The organism is Catellatospora chokoriensis (assembly GCF_011297315.1).
GTDB lineage: Bacteria > Actinomycetota > Actinomycetes > Mycobacteriales > Micromonosporaceae > Catellatospora > Catellatospora citrea.
In genome coordinates, this window is sequence record NZ_JAAOTI010000020.1 from 61447 (window position 1) to 76187 (window position 14741).

The 14741-nt window shown below is 74.1% G+C and carries 14 protein-coding genes; 5 read left to right on the forward strand and 9 right to left on the reverse strand.

The annotated features are described in order from the left end of the window. Positions 1–86 precede the first annotated feature (86 nt). The 6 genes from HAV39_RS27075 to HAV39_RS27100 are packed head-to-tail and all read right to left on the reverse strand — an operon-like array spanning position 87 to position 6824. Entirely contained in the window at positions 87–1460 is a 1374-nt protein-coding gene (locus HAV39_RS27075) for an alkaline phosphatase family protein (protein ID WP_191841996.1), read from the reverse strand. Next, positions 1460–2578, reverse strand: a complete 1119-nt coding sequence (gene eboE / locus HAV39_RS27080) for a metabolite traffic protein EboE (RefSeq protein WP_191841998.1) — start codon at positions 2576–2578, stop codon at positions 1460–1462. Before eboE ends, HAV39_RS27075 begins: the two co-directional genes overlap by 1 nt. After that, positions 2578–3426: a TatD family hydrolase gene (locus tag HAV39_RS27085; protein WP_191842000.1), complete on the reverse strand. Its 849-nt coding sequence runs from the start codon at positions 3424–3426 to the stop codon at positions 2578–2580. Before HAV39_RS27085 ends, eboE begins: the two co-directional genes overlap by 1 nt. Beyond that, positions 3426–4730 (reverse strand): TIM barrel protein, encoded by a 1305-nt coding sequence (locus HAV39_RS27090; protein ID WP_191842001.1) that lies wholly within the window; start codon positions 4728–4730, stop codon positions 3426–3428. The genes HAV39_RS27085 and HAV39_RS27090 overlap by 1 nt, the downstream gene beginning before the upstream one ends. Continuing rightward, positions 4727–5569 (reverse strand): SCO3242 family prenyltransferase, encoded by an 843-nt coding sequence (locus HAV39_RS27095; RefSeq protein ID WP_191842003.1) that lies wholly within the window; start codon positions 5567–5569, stop codon positions 4727–4729. Before HAV39_RS27095 ends, HAV39_RS27090 begins: the two co-directional genes overlap by 4 nt. Then, positions 5556–6824, reverse strand: coding sequence for an inositol-3-phosphate synthase (locus tag HAV39_RS27100; protein WP_191842005.1), 1269 nt, complete (start codon positions 6822–6824; stop codon positions 5556–5558). Before HAV39_RS27100 ends, HAV39_RS27095 begins: the two co-directional genes overlap by 14 nt. A gap of 421 nt (positions 6825–7245) precedes the next feature. Between HAV39_RS27100 and HAV39_RS27105 the strand changes: the two genes are divergently transcribed. From HAV39_RS27105 to HAV39_RS27120, 4 genes are all read left to right on the forward strand, one after another. After that, positions 7246–8415, forward strand: coding sequence for a ThuA domain-containing protein (locus HAV39_RS27105; RefSeq protein WP_191842007.1), 1170 nt, complete (start codon positions 7246–7248; stop codon positions 8413–8415). Between the two features lie 146 nt (positions 8416–8561). Continuing rightward, positions 8562–8912 (forward strand): STAS domain-containing protein, encoded by a 351-nt coding sequence (locus HAV39_RS27110; RefSeq protein WP_239120815.1) that lies wholly within the window; start codon positions 8562–8564, stop codon positions 8910–8912. Then, positions 8909–10372 (forward strand): trehalose-6-phosphate synthase, encoded by a 1464-nt coding sequence (locus tag HAV39_RS27115; protein WP_191842010.1) that lies wholly within the window; start codon positions 8909–8911, stop codon positions 10370–10372. The genes HAV39_RS27110 and HAV39_RS27115 overlap by 4 nt, the downstream gene beginning before the upstream one ends. 72 nt (positions 10373–10444) lie before the next feature. Further along, complete coding sequence (locus HAV39_RS27120) at positions 10445–11479, forward strand: ADP-ribosylglycohydrolase family protein (protein WP_239120814.1); 1035 nt, start codon at positions 10445–10447, stop codon at positions 11477–11479. Here the strand turns inward: HAV39_RS27120 and HAV39_RS27125 are convergent. Beyond that, entirely contained in the window at positions 11445–11903 is a 459-nt protein-coding gene (locus HAV39_RS27125; protein ID WP_191842014.1) for a carboxymuconolactone decarboxylase family protein, read from the reverse strand. The genes HAV39_RS27120 and HAV39_RS27125 overlap by 35 nt on opposite strands. Before the next feature lie 146 nt (positions 11904–12049). On the opposite strand from HAV39_RS27125, the gene HAV39_RS27130 reads away from it, so the two are divergent. Beyond that, entirely contained in the window at positions 12050–12925 is an 876-nt protein-coding gene (locus tag HAV39_RS27130; protein WP_191842123.1) for a sigma-70 family RNA polymerase sigma factor, read from the forward strand. Between the two features lie 129 nt (positions 12926–13054). On the opposite strand, the gene HAV39_RS27135 is transcribed toward HAV39_RS27130, so the two are convergent. Together HAV39_RS27135 and HAV39_RS27140 are read right to left on the reverse strand one after the other, a co-directional pair. After that, a complete protein-coding gene (locus HAV39_RS27135; RefSeq protein ID WP_191842016.1) occupies positions 13055–14224 on the reverse strand; it encodes a hypothetical protein in 1170 nt (389 codons plus the stop codon). Further along, positions 14221–14724, reverse strand: coding sequence for an RNA polymerase sigma factor (locus tag HAV39_RS27140; RefSeq protein WP_191842018.1), 504 nt, complete (start codon positions 14722–14724; stop codon positions 14221–14223). Before HAV39_RS27140 ends, HAV39_RS27135 begins: the two co-directional genes overlap by 4 nt. Positions 14725–14741 lie beyond the last annotated feature (17 nt).

Below are 14741 nucleotides of genomic sequence, written 5' to 3' on the forward strand. Positions count from 1 at the left end.
CGGGGAAACTGCACTATCGACCGGGCGCATTCGCGCACCTTCCCCGAAACTGCAGAAGCGCGGCACCGCGCGTCGAGCGCGGCCCATCATGACGGGCCGCCCGCCAAACGCAGGAGCAGGGACTTCACGTCGGTGGCGGCGATGCGGTCGACCGCGGGCGCGGGGTCGGTGCACAGGAGCACGGGCGCGTCGTCGGCACCCGGCGGGAGCAGTCCGTGCGAGCCGCGGATCGCCTCCGCGCCCGCGTCCAGGCCGACCACGTTCATCCGGTATCGCATGCCGAGCTTCTTGCGCACCAGCGCCTTGGCCGCGCGGCCCTTCGCCGCACCCGGCCCGGCCGGGTCGAACAGCAGCTCCGCCGGGTCGTAGCCGGGCTTGCGGTGGATCTCCACGTGGGTGGCGAAGTCCGGCGCGCGGGCGTCGTCGAGCCAGTAGTAGTAGGTGAACCAGGAGTCCGGCTCGGCCAGCAGCACCAGCTCACCGCTGCGCTCGTGGTCCAGACCCTGCCCGGCCTTGCCGGACTCGTCGAGCACCTGCCCGACGCCGGGCAGCTCGGCGCACAGCTTCGCGACCGCGGCGACGTCGGCGGGGTCGCGCACGTACACGTGGGCGACCTGGTGGTCGGCGACCGCGAAGGCCCGCGAGGTCCACGGGTCCAGGTATTCCATGCCGTCCTGGGTGTGCACGTGCAGTAGCCCGGCGGCGCGCAGCGCCCGGTTGACGTGCACGGGGCGGCTGACGTCGGTGATGCCGTACTCCGACAGCGCGACGACGGCCGCACCGCGGGCGGCGGCCGCGTCGAGCAGCGGGCCGAGGGTCTCGTCCAGCTCGGCGGCAGCGGCGGCGGCCTGCGGCGCGGACGGGCCGAAGCGCTGCAGGTCGTAGTCGAGATGCGGGACGTACACCAGGGTCAGGTCGGGGTTGCGGGTCGCCATCACGTGCACGGCGGCCGCGGCGATCCAGGCCGTCGAGGCGATGCCCGCGCCCGGCCCCCAGTAGCTGAACAGCGGGAACGTCGGCAGCTCGTCGTGCAGCTCGGCCGGAATGGTGTAGCAGTCGGGGTCCTTGCGGCCGTCGGCCCGGTAGATGGGCCGGGGCGTGATCGTCCAGTTCACGTCCGCGCCCATGGCATACCACCAGCAGATGTTGGCCACGGTGTAGCCGGGCCGGTCGCGGCGGATCGCGTCCCAGACCCGTTCCCCGCCGACCAGCGCGTGGCTCTGCCGCCACAGCAGCACCTCGCCGAGGTCGCGGAAGTACCAGCCGTTGCCGACGACGCCGTGCCCGGCCGGCGTCTCGCCGGTGAGGAAGGTGGCCTGCACCGAGCAGGTCACCGCGGGCACGACCGGGTCGAGCCGGGCGGTGAACCCGTTCGCGAACGCGGCCCGCAGCCGCGGCATGTGCGCGAGCAGCCGGGGCGTCAGCCCGACCGCGTTCAGCACGACGAGTGGCTTGCTCATCAGGAGACCCCCAGGGCGGCGAACTGGTCGCGGGCGAAGGCGAGCTCGGCGGCGATGCCCTCGGCCAGCCCGGCGTCGTCGGCGGGACGGGCCGATGGCGGCAGCACGTCCCAGGTGTACGTCTCGACCTCGAAGTGGTCGCAGTCGCTGCTGGTCAGCAGCGCCGCCAGGCCCTCGCGCAGCACCGTGGAGCTGGTGCGCAGCGGGTCGAGCGCGGCGGCGTGCAGCGGCGCGTGGAAGTGGATGCGCCACGGCCCTGGGGCGTCGGAGGCCAGCGCCTGCGGCAGGTCGTCGAAGCGCTCGCCGGCCGAGCTGCGGGTCTGGTGCAGGAAACGCGGTTCGGCGTACGCCGAGAGCACCTGCCGGGCCGCCGCCGGGTCCTCGACCTCCAGGGCCTGCGACACCTGCACCTTGACCACGGCGACCCCGGCCGCCTTCAGCTTGGCGACCGCGTCGACCGGGTCCTCCCAGCCGCAGGCCAGGTGCGCCAGGTCGACGCAGACGCCCAGGTGCTCGCTGGCCACCGCGGACAGCGCCGCGACAGCCTGGTCGGTGGACTCGACCACGCAGCCGGGCTCGGGCTCCAGCGCGACCCGGATCGGGCGCTCGCCCCGGGCCAGGCCCGCGGCCAGCTCGTCGAGCTGCGCCTTGGCGGCCCGGAAGCGCCGGCGGTCCCACGGCTCGCGCCAGGCCAGCGGTAGCGTCGAGATGGAGCCGCGGGCCGCGTCGTCGGGCAGCAGCTCGGCCAGCACCAGGGCCAGGTCCAGGGTGTAGCGCAGCCGCCGCGGGTCGGTCCAGTCCGGCAGGTACACGTCGTGCTTGACCACCGGCGCCTGGAAGGCCTGGTACGGGAAACCGTTGAGGGTCACCGTCTCCAACCCGCGCGCGGTCAGCTCACGCCGCAGCCGCGCCCGCAGCTGCGGCTGCTCGGCCAGCGCCCGGGCGACCGGGGCGGCCAGCCACAGGCCGAGCCCGAGCAGGTCGACGCCCAGGCGCTCGCGCACCGGCACCGCAAACCGGTCGAGCTGGGACAGCACCCCGGCGAAGTCCTCCGCGGCGTGCACGTTCGTGCAGTACGCCAGGTGCACCGTCGCACCGTCGGCGTCGCGCAGCCGCATCACGAACCCCCGCGCAGGATCGAGTTGCCCGCGAAGGCGCCCTCGGTGGCCACGTCGTCGAGGTCGAGCCGACCGGACTGGCCGTAGAACTCGACCGGGTTGCGCCACAGCACCCGGTCCACGTCGTCGTCGCTGAACCCGGCCGCCAGCATCGCCTCGCCCGTACGCAGGGTGAGCAGCGGATCGCTCTTGCCCCAGTCGGCGGCGGAGTTGACCAGCATCCGCTCCAGGCCGTACTCGCGCAGGATCGCGACCATGCGGTCGGGCGACATCTTGGTGTCGGGGTAGATGGAGAAGCCCATCCAGCACCCGCTGCCGGCGACCTCGCCGACGGTCGGCTCGTTCAGGTGGTCGAGCACGACCAGCCCCGGGTCGATGCCGGACTCCTTGACCACGTCGAGGCTGCGCCGGGTGCCGACGACCTTGTCCCGGTGCGGGGTGTGCACGAGCGCGGGCAGCTCGTGCGCGCGGGCCAGCTCCAGCTGTGCCGCGAACACCTCGTCCTCCTCCGGCGTCATCGAGTCGTACCCGGTCTCGCCGACCGCGACCACCCGGTCCTTCGCCAGGTAGCGCGGCAGCAGGGCCAGCACCTCGCGGCAGCGCGGGTCGTTGGCCTCCTTCGGGTTCAGCGCGATGGTGCAGTGGTGCCGGATGCCGTACTGGCTCGCCCGGAACGGCTCCCACCCGATGAGCGCGTCGAAGTAGTCGGTGAACGAGCCGGTGTTGGTGCGGGGCTGGCCGAGCCAGAAAGCCGGCTCGACCAGCGCTCGCACACCGGCCGCCGCCATCCGCTCATAGTCGTCGGTGGTGCGCGAGGTCATGTGGATGTGCGGATCGAAGATGCGCATCAATGCAGCCTCTCCAGGAGGTCGACGGCGTCGTCGGGCATGGTGCGGCCGGCCGCCTCGCGCTCGCGGCGCAGCGCCGCGAGCATCCGGCCCAGCTCGGCGTCGGCCCGCTGCGCCAGTCCGTCGACGCCGGACAGCGGCAGGCCCATGAACACGCTCTTGAGCACGCCCTGGCGCCATTCGGCGTCGGGCAGGTCCCGGGCGGCGGGGCCGAGCGCGGCGGCCACCAGCCGGGTGTCGTTGCTGCGCAACGCGTCGCGGACCAGGTCCGGCTGCGGGCAGGCAAGCAGCACCGCCCGCTTCTCGTCGTTGTCGCCGTAGCGGTACAGCTCCGCGGCCTCGTCGGAGGTGAGCGCGACCGCGCCGAGCAGCCGGACCCGGACGTCCTCGGCGGCGGCGCGCCCCACCTTGCGGCGGGCCGCGGGCAGCAGCGTCGCGATCGCGGCCGGGTCGCGTTCGAGCTGGTCGAGCGCGTCGCCGAGCCACTGCGCGGCGCGCAGGAAGGTCAGCGAGCGGGCGGCGACGTCGGGTGCGGCGTGCGAGTGCCGGGGCAGCTCGACGGCGACCAGGCCGCGGTAGCCGGTCTCGGCCAGCGCCCGCAGCACCGGCGGGAAGTCGATCTCGCCCGCGCCGAATTCCAGGTGCTCGTGCACGCCCCGGCGCATGTCGTCGATCTGCACGTTGACCAGGTGCGGCCCGGCGATACGCACGCACTCGGCGACGTCTTCGGGCTCGTTGGCGCGGCAGTGCCCGATGTCGAGGGTCAGCTTGAGGTCCGCGCCGACCAGCTCGCGCAGCCGGGCCCAGTCGGCCAGCGTCTCGACCAGCATGCCCGGCTCGGGCTCGAAGCCCGCGGCGACACCGCGCTCGGCCGCGTGGCCGACGACCTCGGTGCAGCCCTCGGCCAGCAGCTGCCAGGCGACCTCGGTCGACACGTGCGCCGGGCGCACCCCGGCCCAGAACGACACCGCTTCGGCGTTCAACCCCGCCGCGATGTCGATCGCCCGCTTCAGGAAGTCGACCCGCCGGTGGGCGTCGTCGTGCAGGAAGGTCGGCGCGTGCTTGCGCCGCGGGTCGAGCAGGTAGCGCGCCCCGGTCTCCACGACCACGGCCAGCTCGCGCTCGGCGAGCAGCCGCGCGGTCCGGGCGACCTGATCTTTCACGTCGGGGGCGTACGGGTCCAGGTGCGCGTGGTCCAGCGTCAGCGCGACGCCCGCGTAGCCCAGTTCGGCGATCACGTCGAGCGCGTCGGCCAGCCGGTGGTTGGCGAATCCGTTGGTGCCGTAGCCGAAGCGCAGGCTCATGTCGCTGACACCTTCCTCGCGAGCTTGGCCGCGGCCGGGGCGGCGGTCGCGACCACGGCTCCGACCAGCGGTTTCCCGTCCCGTGCGATGAGTGCTCCCTGCAGCGCGGGCAGCGAGGTGATCCCCGCCCCGACCGCGGCGCGCACCCGGCCCGCGTCGGGGTGCCGCAGCACCTCGCGCTGGGCCTTGCCGAAGCGGGTGGCGTACCAGCCCGCCAGCACCGCGGGCAGCCAGCCGCCACTGCGGCCCGCGGCATGCGTGGCCACCGCCGCGGTCGCGGTCATGGTCAGCGCGGGCAGCACCCGGTCGGTGCCGCTGACCTCCCGCCGCGACAGCGCGGTGACGGCGTAGGTGTGCGCGGCGACGGCCAGCGCCGGGCGGGCGGCCTTGCGCAGGTCGCCGGTGCTCGCGCCGAGCAGCACGTCCAGTCCCCGGCACAGCGCCATGCCGGCGGGCCCGGCCGGGGAGTTCTTCCACCTGATGTCGTACGCCCACACCGCGCCCGCGAGCAGCCCCGCCGTGGCCAGGGTGCGCTTTCCGCCGCTGGCCGCGGCCAGGGCCAGCCCGGCCACGGTCAGGCCGCCCGCGATGGCCAGCGCCGTATCGGGGCTGATCCGCCCGGACGGGATCGGCCGCTCGGGCCTCTCGACGGCGTCGAGTTCCCGGTCGGCCCAGTCGTTGGCGGCCATGCCGCCCCAGTACAGGCACACGGACGCGGCCGCGATGCCGGCGGTGCGCGCGTCCAGCGTGCCCGCCGCGGTCGCGCCCGCGACCGCGTCCCCGGGCACCGACAGCGCGGCCGGGGCTCGCACGAGTTGCGCCAGGTCACGCAGCTTCATGACGGCCCTCGCCCGGCTCGGCCTGCGCCCGCGCGCCAGGCTGGTCGCCCAGGTCCTGGTGCCCGGCTGAGCCGGATCCGCCGCCCGCGCCGGAGCCCTCCACGCCCGGGCGCGGATCGGCACGGCCGTCCCAGCCCTGCACCCACTCGCACAGGTCACGCCACTGCTCGGCCAGGCCGTGCGGCACCTGGCCGATCGGGTCCTTGAAGAAAAAGGCCAGCTGCGGCAGCGGGCCGGACAGGCCCTGGGCGTGCGCGGCGGCGGTGAGCCGGGCCAGGTCCAGCACCAGCGGCGCGGCCAATGCCGAGTCGCAGCCGTGCCAGGTGAACTCCAGGCGCATGCGGCTGCCGAGGAAGCCGCTGAAGGTGATGAGGTCCCAGGCGGTCTTCAGGTCGCCGATGTCGGGCACGTAGTCGATGCGGGTCTGCCCCTCCGGCTCGTAGCCCAGCGTCTCCCGCAGCACCCGCTGCTTGCTGGCGACCTTGGCCGCGTTGGCCTCGGGCCGGGCCAGCGTGGCGCCGTCGCCGCCGCCGAGCAGGTTGGTGCCCGACCAGGACCGCACCTGCAGGTTGCGCATCGCGAACATCGGCGCGAGCACCGACTTGAGCAGGGTCTCGCCGGTCTTGCCGTCGCTGCCCGCGTACGGCACGCCGTGCCGTGCGGCGAGCTGGTCGAGCGCGGGCAGCCGGGCTCCGGTGGACGGGGTGAAGTCGACGTAGGAGCAGCCCGCGGTGATCGCGGCGTAGGCGTAGCGGGCGCTGGGCGGCAGCACGTGCTCGTGGTGCAGCGCCGCGGCGAGCGCGGCGGCGTCGGCGAACGCGGGGTGGTCGGGGGGTATGGCTTCGGTCGAGGACACGTTCACCACGACGACGCGGGCGAGCCCGTGGCGTTCGCGGAAGTCGACGAGGTCGGCGGCGATGCGGGTGATGGTGTCGTGCTGGGTGGTCCCGTCGGGCGCGTGGCGCACGTCGGGTTCGACGGCGGCCAGCTCGTCGGCGACGGCGGCGACCACCGCCGCGGGCAGCACGCCGGCGGCGACGAGTGCGTGGGCCTTCTTGACCAGGCCCACACAGGACACGTCGTGGCCGCCGAAGACCAGTTCGGAGAGGGCCGGCAGCGCCGGATGGCGCAGCGGGGGCAGTTCGGTGACGCAGCCGACCGGGTCGGCGAGCGAGGCCCGCACCGCCAGCGCGCCGACGATGCTGGTGACCGCGACCGAGCCGCGGGCGCCGACGAGCCAGATACCAGTACGCACAGGACCTCCTGTAACGCGTTCGTGGCGGCCATATTAAATCTAGATCTGCAAAAGTTTCTAGATAGAAACCCTTACTTTTTCTAGATCTAGCAAAAGTTCTGGCCTCATGAGCAAATCGGAGGGTCCCTGTCGAGGAAAGTTGTCGCGGCAGCCTTCCGCTGCCGGAGCGATTCCTATAGGATTCGACGTCGATAGATATCGGATCCGTGTTTCGGCGACCGGCTCCGGTTCGCGGGTGAGAACCCGGGAATGCCGTCAGCAGGGGCGTGCCCGCGCCCCCGACCCGAGGACGTGTCATGTCTGGTCGCCGAACCCCCGCTGGCCCTCGCCCGCGTGTACGGCCGGTCAGACCAGCGCGCCGCACGGCGTCCGCCGGTCCGACCCCGCCCACCGCGCTACCCTCATCGAAGGAGCGAGCCCCATGCGAAAACGCGTACTGTCCCTGGTCGCCGGCCTGGTCACGGTCCTGGCGACGACGCTGTTCGCGCCGGCGACCGCCGCGTCGGCCGCCCCGCTGACCAAAGTGCTGGTCTTCTCGAAGACCGCCGGCTTCCGCCACTCGTCCATCCCCAACGGCATCGCCGCGATCCAGGCGCTGGGCAGCGCCAACGGCTTCACGGTGACCGCCACCGAGGACGCGGGCCAGTTCACCGCGGCCAACCTGGCCCAGTTCCAGGCCGTGATCTGGCTGTCGACGACCGGTGACGTGCTCAACGCGACCCAGCAGACCGCGTTCCAGAACTACATCGCGGCCGGCGGCGGCTACGTCGGCGTGCACGCCGCCGCCGACACCGAGTACGACTGGCCCTGGTACGGCGGGCTGGTCGGGGCGTACTTCCACTCCCACCCGGCCATCCAGAACGCCCAGGTGCGGGTCGAAGCCCCGGTCAACGCCTCCACGGCACACCTGCCGACGACCTGGACGCGCAGCGACGAGTGGTACAACTACCGCACCAACCCGCGCTCGGCCGTACGCGTGCTGATGAACCTCAACGAGGGCAGCTACACCGGCGGCAACATGGGCGACCACCCGATCACCTGGTGCGCCAACTACGGCGGCGGCCGGGCCTGGTACACCGGCCTCGGCCACACCGAGGCCAGCTACACCGACAGCAACTTCACCCGCATGCTGCTCGGCGGCATCCAGATCGCCGCCGGGGCGGTCGCCGCCGACTGCTCCCCCGGCACGCCCCCGCCCGCCGGGATCAGCCTGCGCGCACGGGCCAACAACAAGTTCGTCACCGCCCCCAGCGGTGGGGCGGGCGCGCTGATCGCCAGCGCCACCGCCGCCGGCACCGCCGAGCGGTTCGAGATGGTCGACCGGGGCAGCGGCAACATCGCGCTGCGCGCCCTGGTCAACGCGCGTTACGTGTGCGCGGACAACGCGGGTGCGAACCCGCTGATCGCCAACCGGACCGCGATCGGCGGCTGGGAGACCTTCGCGTTGATCCGAAACTCCAACGGCTCGGTGAGTTTGCGGGCCCAGGCCAACGGGAAGTACGTCGTCGCAGAGAACGGCGGCGCGGCGGCACTGATCGCCAACCGCACCTCGATCGGCCCATGGGAGCAGTTCGACCTGGTCAGCCCGTAGTTCTGGGGGGCCGGCCGCCCGGTGACACCGGGTGGCCCGCCCCCGCTTGGGGATTTGTCACACAACTGTCATCGTTTCCAGGGTTATCTGCGCGCCGGGTGGGGAATGGCTGCACTCACCGGCAAGGAGGTACCCAGGTGGAAGACATGGTCCCGGCGACCGCGGCACAGGCAGTGCCGCTGGTGGAAGTGCAGGTCAAGGGGGATCTGGATGCGCAGGCCGCACCGGAGGTGAACCGCCTTCTCGAGGAGGCGCTGGCACTGCGTCCCCAGCAGATCGTCGTCGACCTGGCCGACTGCGACACGATCGACGCGGCGGGCATCCTGCTGCTGATGGACGCCCACCGGCGTGCCGTGCGCGACGGCGGCGCGGTCGCCCTGCGCTCCCCGTCCGAGCGGGCCCGGCGGGCCCTGCGGCTGGCCAAGGTCGACCGGATCATGCAGCTGCTGCCGTATCCGAACGTGGCGCTGACCCCGGCCGGGCAGGTCGTCCTGTGACCGCGCGCTACGACCTGATCGTGGCCGGCGACCGGGTGCCCGCCGCCGACCCCGACGACAGCAGCGACCACGTGGACGTCGCCCTGGCGTCGCTGCGCCCGTTCGTGGCCGCGCACGGCGGGGCCTGGGCCGCCGTGCCCGGCGGCGTGAACCCGCCGGACGCCGACGCGCTGCACGTCGACGCCGGCGCCGACGACGCGCGTATGGGCGCGGGGCTGCTGCGCGCGCTGTACCACCACCAGCAGGCCGACTTCCCGCCCGGCTGGTTCGCGCCGTACGAGCAGGCCAACACCGCCATCGCCGACGCCGTGGCCGGATCCGCGGCGCTCGGCGGCACCGTCTGGGTGCACGGCCACCAGCTCCAGCTGCTGCCGCGGCTGCTGCGCCGGCGGCGGCCCGACCTCGCCACCGCCGTGCACCTGCACACCGCCTTCCCGCCCGCGGAGTCGTTCGCCCGGCTGCCGGAACAACGCGAGCTGCTGGCCGGCCTGCTCGGTGCGGACGTCGTCGCGCTGCCCCACGACCGCGCCGTGGACAACCTGCTCGACCTGGCCGGACGCGTGCACGGGCTGCCCGTGCGCGACAACCAGATCGCGGTCGGCAACCACCGGGTGCGGGTGCTGGCCTGCGCGCTGCCCGCCGACACGGGCGGCATGCGGCGGCTGGCCCGGCTGCCGCAGGTGCGCGAGCGGGCCGGACAGATCCGCGACGCGATGCGGGTCGGCGGGCCGGTGCTGCTGTCGATCGCCGGCTGGGATCCCGCCGACGCCGTCGAGCAGCGCCTGCACGCCTTCGATCGTTTCCTGTCCGAGCACCGGCCCGAGCCCGGCACGGTGGCGCTGCTGCACGTGGCGTGCGGTGACCCGCACACCCCGGACGAGCTGGACCAGCGCGAGCGGGTGGACCGCCTGATCGCGAAGATCAACGGTACGCACGCCAGCGTCGGCCAGGCCGTCGTGCACTACGTACGCGACAACCCCGACCGGCGCGAGCTGGCCGCGCTGTACCTGGCCTGCGACGGGCTGCTGGCCACCCCCGTGCACCACGGCGCGGTGAACCCGGCGCACGAGTTCGTCGCGGCGCGCGGCGAGCGCGGCGCGACCGTCGTGCTCAGCGAGCTGACCAGTGACGCCGCGGACGTGCCCGGGGCGATCGTGGTCAACCCGCACGACACGGCCGCCTACGCCGAGGCCGTCGCGACGGCCGTGGGCCTGTGCGGTCCCGCGCCGCAGGCCGGTCCGGCGCCCGCGGAGCCGGGCCTGGACAGCTGGGCCCGGCACGTGCTCGCCGTGGTGCGCGCCCGCGCGGCGGTGGTCCCCGCGCAGCCGGGTGTCCGGCCGAGGCGGCTGCCCGCCACGCCGGGGCACACCCGCCCGACGGTCCCGGACCGCGTCGAGCATCTGGGCCCGACACCCGGCGGCACGCCGGGCCGCACGGCCTCCCGGCCGGGTCGGCCGTGAGCTCCGCCGTCCGGGTGGGACCTGGACGGCGGGCAGGAACGGGGAAGGGAAGACGGAACCGCCGTGACAACGATGCTCGACCAGTCGCAACTGCTCCGCCGGGCGCACGGCTGCATGCTCATGGCAGCTCGGGCCGACCTGCTGGCGGCGCCGCTGCACGACGCCACCATGCCGGATCCGGCCCGGGTGGAGGCCGTGCTGCGCGGCCGGCGGGCCCGGCAGACGCAGCCCAGCGCGGCCGCGACCCAGCTGCTGATCCTCGCCGAGCACCTGGGCCGGCACGCGGGCCGGGTGCACGACGACGCGCTCGCCCTGGAGCTGGCCCGGGAGTGGCCGGCGGACCGGCCCGAGCTGGCCGGCACCGGCACGGCGCAGGTGCTGTCGGCGGTGCGCCGCGGCGTGCGCTGGTCGCAGGTGGCCCCGACGGTCCACGACGGGCAGGGCAGCTTCGGCAGCGTCGCCGCCGTGCGGGCGGGCGCCGTGGGCCTGCTGCCCGACGCCGGCATCGGCACGGTCGCCGCGCTGGCCCGCCGCACCGCCGGGATCACGCACGCGCATCCGCTGGCCCGGGACGCGGCCGCCGCCACGGCGACCGCGGTGGCGCTGGCCGCGCGCGGGCAGCCGCTGGCGCCCGCCGACAAGTACCACTTTCTCGACCTGGTCACCGCGCAGCTGCGGACCAGCGAGTTCCGGGCCGCGCTCGGGGAGGTGCAGACGCTGGTCCGCCATCGCAGCGCCCCGGCCGACGCGGCCGCGACGGTCGGTTCCGGACGCACCGCGCTGCGCTGCGTGCCCGCCGCGCTGACCGCGTTCCTGCGCCACCCGGACGATCCGGTCGCCGCCATCCGGTACGCGATGATGATGGGCGGACAGGCCCGCACCGTGGCGACGATCGTCGGCGCGGTCAGCGGGGCCCGGCACCCGGAGCACAGCCTTGCCGTGGCGGCCCGGCCCGACGTCACCCGCGGGCTGCGCATCCACGCCGCCGCCGCGGCGCTGGCCCGGTTGGCGACCGGCCGCCGGGCGGGCGGGCTGCGGCGGGGCCGCCCCGAGGGCGGCCCCGCACCGCAGCTCAGCCCCAGTTCTGGCCGGCGGGCTGGCGGGTGACCGCGTTGATCCGGTTGAAGAAGTTGGTCGTCGCGATCCACAGCACCAGCGAGGCGAGTTCGGCCTCGCCGAAGTGCTTGGCGGCCGCCTCCCAGACCTGGTCCGGCACCGCGTCGCCCTTGTCGGCCAGCCGGGTGGCGTGCTCGGCGAGGTCCAGCGCGGCGCGCTCGGCCTCGGTGAAGTAGTCGGTCTCGCGCCAGGCCGCGACCGAGAACAGCCGCTCGTCGGTCTCGCCTGCTGCTCGCATGCCGCGCGCGCCGGAGTCGACGCACGCGCTGCAGCCGTTGATCTGGCTGGCCCGCAGGTGCACCAGGTCCAGCGTGGACTTCGCCAGGCCCGCGGAGTGGGCGGCCTTGTAGATCAGGTTGATGCCCTTGACGGCGTCGGGCAGCAGGGCGGCGGGGTTGGTCATCCGGGACTGCATGGTCGCTCCTCCAATAGGATCTTGCTCGCCGGGCCTGTCACATCGGCCCGATCTCGTTCGTCATCGGTATGACGGGCCGCTTTCCAAAGATGTGACAGATGTGGCCTGGATCACAGTTAGTAGCGATTCGGGGAGGTATGTACGACATGCACGACCAGGACTGGCTGGCCGAACGCTTCGAGCAGGACCGCGGACGGCTGCGGACGGTGGCGCTGCGGATGCTCGGCTCCTCGGCCGAGGCCGACGACGCCGTGCAGGAGGCCTGGCTGCGACTGAGCCGCAGCGACGTCACCGAGGTCGGCAACCTCAGCGGCTGGCTGACCACCGTGGTCGGCCGGATCTGCCTGGACCTGCTGCGCTCGCGCAGCACCCGGCGCGAGGACCTGCTCGACGACGCCGCCGACACCGACCTGCCGCCGGTCGGGGCCACCGCCGGGCCCGACCCCGAGCAGGAGGCGGTGCTGGCCGACTCGGTCGGGCTCGCCCTGCTGGTCGTGCTCGACACCCTCTCCCCCGCCGAGCGGCTGGCGTTCGTGCTGCACGACATGTTCGCGGTGCCGTTCGACGAGCTCGCCCCGGTCATCGGCAAGTCGCCCGACGCGGCCCGGCAGCTGGCCAGCCGCGCCCGCCGCCGGGTGCAGGGCCAGTCCCCCACCGGCGACGTCGACCAGGCCCGCAGGCGCGAGATCGTCGAGGCGTTCCTGTCCGCCGCGCGCGAGGGCCGCTTCGAGGCGCTGGTCACCATGCTCGACCCCGACGTGGTGATGCGCGCCGACGCGACCGCCGTCTCCTACGGCTCCACCAGCGCCAAGCACGGCGCGGCGACCGTCGCCGGGTACTGGAACGGCATGGCCGCCGAGGCGCGCACCGCGCTGCTCGACGGTGTCGTCAACGCGGTCTGGGCGCCGAAGGGCAAGGTGCGCGTCGCACTGGCGTTCACCATCGTCGACGGCCGCATCGCCGCCATCGACATCACCGCCGACAAGGACCGCCTCGCCGACCTCGACGTCGCGATCCTCTGAGCAGACGACCGGTGGGGCTCATGCATCTCGGGACCTGAGCCCGCCCCGAGATGCACGAGCCCCACGGCGACATCCCGGCCGCGGCGACCGGGCTCGCCCGCCCGTCGGCGCGGCCCGGCGCCGCCACGATCAGCGCGGGTGCTGCGTCACCTTGCCGCCCGCGAACGTGTGCACCGTGGTCGCGGTCGTCATGATGACCACGGCCCTCCTCTCGTCGAACTCCACCCGTGCCAGGTACACCCCGTCGCCGAGCTGGGCCTGCACCCGCGTGCCGTCCACCCCGACGACCTCCACCCGTTCCGTGCCGGGCACCGTCAGCCCGGCCAGCCACGTCTGGTGCCGGTCGGAGCTCCCCAGGATTCCGCCCGGTCCGATGTTCGTCGCGGAGCCGACCCCCAGGGTCGGGCCGTTGTACGACACACCGCGGTCCGGGTCGTCGGCCATGTTGGCCCAGTGGCACGTGGCGACGGCCTTCTCGGCCCGGAAGACCTGCAGCGCCCAGGTGTCCCCGTACCGCGCGGTCAGGGCCCGCGTCGCCCCGCGCAGCTCCGGCCGCTGGTCGACCGTGCGCCGGCAGTACCGGTCGAACTCCTCCTCCTGGAACGTCGCGGTGATCGCGAGCACGTCGCGGGCCAGGGCCAGCGAACCGTCACGCACGCTCAGCGTCGCCTCGTCCAAGGCCTCCCGAGGACCCCACACCACGGCCATGCCGTCGCGCTGCGCCGTCTGCACCCCGCCGCCCGCGGGTGTCACGACGAGCACGTCGGCCGGGTCGCGCAGCTGCGCCACGACCGCCACCGTGCCGTCCGGCAGCTGAGCGCGGTACGCGACGAGGGGCTGCCCGAGCTCCGGCGTGGTGGTCGCGCCGTACGAGAGGCGGCCCGAGACCGTCCCCTCGGCGGAGCGCGCGCAGTCGAAGGTCATGGACCGCAGCGGTCCGGGGGCACTGGTGTAGAGCCGCAAACGTGCGTCCCCGCGCCGCAGTTCGAGCAGCGGCTCGGCGAGCGCGGTGGGCAGTTGCGCGGCTCGGCCCGTCTTGGCCGCCTCGGCCGCGTACGCCGCCTGGCAGCTCCGGTTGAAGGCCGCCACCCGCTCGGCCTGCTCGTGCCGGTCGAGCCCGTACGCCGTCAGGCCCGCCGCACCGGCCAGGCCGAGCACGACAGCGGCCGCCGCGGCGATCCGGGTCCGGCTCCGGCGCTGGCGGCCACGCCGTTGCACCTGCTCCAGCCCCGCGGGCAGCGCTCCGTCGCCGAACCGCACCGCGATCAGGCCGGTCAGCTCCTCGTCGGTCATCGTCATCGTCGCGCCTCCATGCTGATCGCGGCCTGCTCACCGAGTGCCCCGCGCAGCGCCGCCAGGGCGCGGTGCAGGTGGACGTGGACCGTCGCGGGCGTGATGCCGAGCAGCCGCCCGGTCTCGTCGGCGTCCATGTCCGCGAGGATGCGCAGCGCCACCACCTCACGCTGCCGCCGCGACAGCGTCATGACGGCGGCCGCCAGCGCGTCGTCCAGCACGTCCACGTCCGGTGCGGCGCCCGGCTCGGGTCCCTCGGCGGTCAGGAACTCCTTCCTGCGCCGCCGCCACCAGGACCGCGACACGTTCAGCGCGGTCCGGATGACCCAGGCCGTCGGGTGGGGGTGCGCCCGCACCGACGCCCAGTGCTGGTACGCCCGGGCAAAGGCCTCGGCGACCGCGTCCTCGGCCCCGGCGCGGTCACCGATGGCCACGAACACGGTGCGGTACGCGAGGTCACGTCGCGCCCGGAAGAAGTCGGCGAAGTCGTCCACGGTCTCTTTCATGATCGTTAGTGCGGGCT

Bases quoted from the DNA above. Each gene is read 5' to 3' on its own strand.
- HAV39_RS27125 (WP_191842014.1), bottom strand. From the start codon at position 11,903: ATGCAGTCCCGGATGACCAACCCCGCCGCCCTGCTGCCCGACGCCGTC.
- HAV39_RS27140 (WP_191842018.1), bottom strand. From the start codon at position 14,724: ATGAAAGAGACCGTGGACGACTTCGCCGACTTCTTCCGGGCGCGACGT.
- HAV39_RS27135 (WP_191842016.1), bottom strand. From the start codon at position 14,224: ATGACGATGACCGACGAGGAGCTGACCGGCCTGATCGCGGTGCGGTTC.
- HAV39_RS27120 (WP_239120814.1), top strand. From the start codon at position 10,445: ATGCTCGACCAGTCGCAACTGCTCCGCCGGGCGCACGGCTGCATGCTC.
- HAV39_RS27085 (WP_191842000.1), bottom strand. From the start codon at position 3,426: ATGCGCATCTTCGATCCGCACATCCACATGACCTCGCGCACCACCGAC.
- HAV39_RS27095 (WP_191842003.1), bottom strand. From the start codon at position 5,569: ATGAAGCTGCGTGACCTGGCGCAACTCGTGCGAGCCCCGGCCGCGCTG.
- HAV39_RS27075 (WP_191841996.1), bottom strand. From the start codon at position 1,460: ATGAGCAAGCCACTCGTCGTGCTGAACGCGGTCGGGCTGACGCCCCGG.
- HAV39_RS27110 (WP_239120815.1), top strand. From the start codon at position 8,562: ATGGTCCCGGCGACCGCGGCACAGGCAGTGCCGCTGGTGGAAGTGCAG.
- HAV39_RS27130 (WP_191842123.1), top strand. From the start codon at position 12,050: ATGCACGACCAGGACTGGCTGGCCGAACGCTTCGAGCAGGACCGCGGA.
- HAV39_RS27105 (WP_191842007.1), top strand. From the start codon at position 7,246: ATGCGAAAACGCGTACTGTCCCTGGTCGCCGGCCTGGTCACGGTCCTG.
- eboE (WP_191841998.1), bottom strand. From the start codon at position 2,578: ATGCGGCTGCGCGACGCCGACGGTGCGACGGTGCACCTGGCGTACTGC.
- HAV39_RS27090 (WP_191842001.1), bottom strand. From the start codon at position 4,730: ATGAGCCTGCGCTTCGGCTACGGCACCAACGGATTCGCCAACCACCGG.